The organism is Collinsella aerofaciens (assembly GCF_039758815.1).
Taxonomy (GTDB): Bacteria; Actinomycetota; Coriobacteriia; order Coriobacteriales; family Coriobacteriaceae; genus Collinsella; species Collinsella aerofaciens_BP.
The window spans coordinates 1-3,198 of record NZ_JBDMSK010000044.1; the positions used below are offsets into that span (position 1 = coordinate 1).

The 3,198-nt window shown below is 60.5% G+C and carries 4 protein-coding genes; 2 read left to right on the forward strand and 2 right to left on the reverse strand.

What is annotated here, in order from left to right:
* Positions 1 to 153 precede the first annotated feature (153 nt).
* Together ABHT90_RS09915 and relB are read right to left on the reverse strand one after the other, a co-directional pair.
* Positions 154 to 384, reverse strand: a complete 231-nt coding sequence (locus ABHT90_RS09915; protein ID WP_233508942.1) for a type II toxin-antitoxin system RelE family toxin — start codon at positions 382 to 384, stop codon at positions 154 to 156.
* A 25-nt stretch (positions 385 to 409) separates the two neighbouring features.
* Complete coding sequence (gene relB, locus ABHT90_RS09920) at positions 410 to 646, reverse strand: type II toxin-antitoxin system RelB family antitoxin (protein WP_117759879.1); 237 nt, start codon at positions 644 to 646, stop codon at positions 410 to 412.
* 396 nt (positions 647 to 1,042) lie between these two features.
* Between relB and ABHT90_RS09925 the strand changes: the two genes are divergently transcribed.
* On the forward strand, positions 1,043 to 2,848 hold the full coding sequence (locus ABHT90_RS09925) for a hypothetical protein (protein WP_346982397.1): 1,806 nt from the start codon (positions 1,043 to 1,045) through the stop codon (positions 2,846 to 2,848).
* Positions 2,835 to 3,198, forward strand: a 364-nt coding sequence (locus ABHT90_RS09930; protein ID WP_346982398.1) for a hypothetical protein, incomplete at its 3' end; no start/stop codon positions are given. The genes ABHT90_RS09925 and ABHT90_RS09930, both read left to right, overlap by 14 nt.

Sequence of the window (3,198 nt, forward strand, 5' to 3'; positions counted from 1 at the left end):
GACCCAGACCGCGCCAAGGAGCTGCTGGAGACGGGGCCGCGCGAGTACGACAGGCTGCCCGACGGTCGTCCGTACGATGGGCGTCCGTGGTGGCAAGCGTAAAAAACGGGGAGGGTCAAAACCCTCCCCGTTGCGTCAGCAGTGTCGACCAGCCTACCTGCGAGTTCTGTAGACCCTGCTTCGGTGGTCAACATCGACAACAAGGATGACGAGAACATCATCCTCGATATCGACAACTATCCGATAGTCGCCGACCCGATAGCGCCAGAGACCTGACTTGTTCTCGGTCAATCCCTTTCCCATGCTTCTCGGGTCTTCGAGCTGTGAAATCTCATGAAGTTTCGCCACGATCCTCTTGGCGATCTGCTTGTCCAGCTTCTTCATCGAACGCTGGACGTCCTTGTCGATCTCAATCCGCCAAGCCAAGGCTTTCCTCCAGCTCGTCGAGCGTCACGGTCTCAAGCCTGCCGGCCCTATAATCCTCGACCTTCTTCATTAAGCCGTATTCGTACTCAAGCCTGTCAATCTCGGCAGCGAGTGCTTCTGTCATGTAGAAAGTCTTCGTGCGTCCCGTTGATTTCGCCAAACGGTCGTACCTGATTGCCAAGTCCTCGGGCATCCTCAATGCCGCGGTAGCAGTTGCCACGGTGCACCTCCCAATCATCTGTATAACACGTTATACATTCTAGCACACCATTCGCCGTATAGGTGTAAAACACGTTATACAGATGGCCGCAGGGGTGTGCAATAAATATATTGATAATATACGTCCTGTAAAGGCGGAGCCTTAGCCCTCGGGGGCGGGTCATGATCACGGGTTTCGCAGCCCGATTTTTTTTGTCGCGGGGGTGTACAATTACTTCATTGATAATATACGTCCTGTAAAGGCAGGGCCTTACCCCTCGGGGGCGGGCCATGATCGCGGGTTTCGCAGCCCGATTTTTTTTGTCGCGGGGGTGTACAATTACTTCATTGATAATATACGTCCTGTAAAGGCAGGGCCTTACCCCTCGGGGGCGGCTGGTATCTGGGGTGGTGTTCAGTGGCAGATCGTAGGAAGAAACCGGAGCATGATGACGCCTGGTGGGCAGATCAGCGTCATGCCTACATCGAGAAGAACGACATCCTTCTGTCCGACTATCCGTCCTGGGAATGGGTCAGCCCGTACGATTTTTGGAGGACCATCTTCCCCGAGGGCTTTCTGCAGCCCCGCGGCGAGGAGGTCCCGTGGCACGAGAAGGGCGGCGGTCATCCCAACGGCATCGCCATCCAGATCACCAACAGGACCAAGACGGTCAAGACCAAGACGGGCCGCAAGCGCGACGTCCCCGTGGTCGAGCGGTTTACGTTGACCGACGACCTGGACGGCGTGATGGAGCGCGTTGTCGACTCGAACAGGAAGAACGAGTCCGTCTTCTGCGCGCCCGTGTCGTATTTTGGCAAGAGCCGCGTCGCCGAGAACGCCCGGTTCCTGCACGCGTTCGCGATCGACCTCGACGGCGTCGGCGTACAGGAGCTGAAGAACATGCTGAAGCAGTTCCGAAACGGCCGTGACCCGAAGTTCGCCGCGGACAAATGGGTGTCCCTCCCCCAGCCGACCTTCCTCGTGAACTCGGGTACGGGCTTCCACCTCTACTACGTCCTCGACCAGCCGATCCCGCTGATCCCGCGCATCGTGCCGTTCGTGCAGGAGATCAAGGCGATGCTCACTGACTACATTTGGCGCGATACCGTCTCGACGCTCGAGGACGTCCAGCACCAGGGCATCTACCAGCCCTTCAGGATGCCCGGCACTCCCACGAAGCTCAATGGCAAGGCCGCGGGATCGAAGATTAAGGACAAGTACGAGGCCGTGGCGTTCGTCCACAACGGCGAGGACGGGAAACCCTGGCGATGCAGCCTCGACTACCTGCTGGGATACGCCGGGGTCCGCGGCGGCAAGGACCGCGCCGAGCTCATCGAGCTCATGCGCACCGCCGGGCGTACGCCCATCGAGCGCGCCAAGAAGCTCTGGCCGGAGTGGTACCAGGCGCGCATCGTCGAGGGCAAGGCCCCCGGCCGCTGGACCTGCAAGCGCGACCTGTACGACTGGTGGCTCGGCGAGGTCAAGACGAAGGCCACCGACCACCACCGCTACTGGTGTCTGAACGTGCTCGCGGCGTACGCAAAGAAGTGCGGTATCCCGTACGAGGAGCTCGAGGCCGATGCGCTCGCGCTCGTGCCGACGCTCGAGGACCTGACCGAGCGCGAGGACAACCACTTTACCGAGGAACACGCGCTCGCGGCCATCGAGGCGTACTACGACCCCATCATCCACAAGCTCACCCGCGACCGCATAGAGCGGCGTACGGCCATCGAGCTGCCGAAAAACAAGAGGAACGGGCGTCCGCAGAAACAGCATGTTGAAGTTATGAATGCTGTCCGCGAAATCGACCATCCGAACGGCAGCTGGCGCAATAAGGATGGGGCTCCGACGAAGGCCGACCTCGTCCGCGAATACGCCGCGGCGCACCCCGACGCCAGCCACAGCGCCATCGCCCGAGAGCTGGGCATCTCGCGCACGACCGTCATCAAATGGCTGCACGATGCGCCGGAGGAAGTTGCCGAGACGGAAAGGCCGAATGGCTCGTGCGACTCAGCGATGGTCGAATTCAGGGACGCCATCCGCACCTGTTTCGAGTTCGCTGCCGTCGACGGAACCTTGGTGCTCCCCATAGAAAGAGCTCCATCGGAACGGGAAAAACGGGAACGGGAAACGGTAAAATCATCGGGAACCACCGGGAAAATCCCCGATGGTTCCCGGGAACCGTTCCCGATTGACGATAGGTTGACCAATGGGCATAACTAAGCGTGAAATAGCTGCTGAGCTGGGAGTTTCCAAGCGAACAATAGCTAACTACATCGGGAAACTGGGACTGGGAAACCACGTTTCCCGAAACGGGAACACCGACATCCTCGATGACTTCGCCGCGGCGGCTATCGCCGACGCGCTGAAGAACCCCGAGAAACCGTCCCGCCCGTCATCGGTCGAGCGAGCCGCGGCCTCCCTGGCTGACTCCCTGGCCGCCCAGCTGGAAATCGAGCGGTCCCGCAACGCCGAGCTGATGGAGGCGCTTGCGGTCGAGCGCGACCGCGCCGCCCGCGCCGAGGCCGAGGCCAAGGCGCAGCTCGCCGAGGCCAACGCAAGGGTCGCGGAGC

Coding starts and splice junctions, on each gene's coding strand:
- ABHT90_RS09915 (WP_233508942.1), bottom strand. CDS start 384: ATGAAGAAGCTGGACAAGCAGATCGCCAAGAGGATCGTGGCGAAACTT.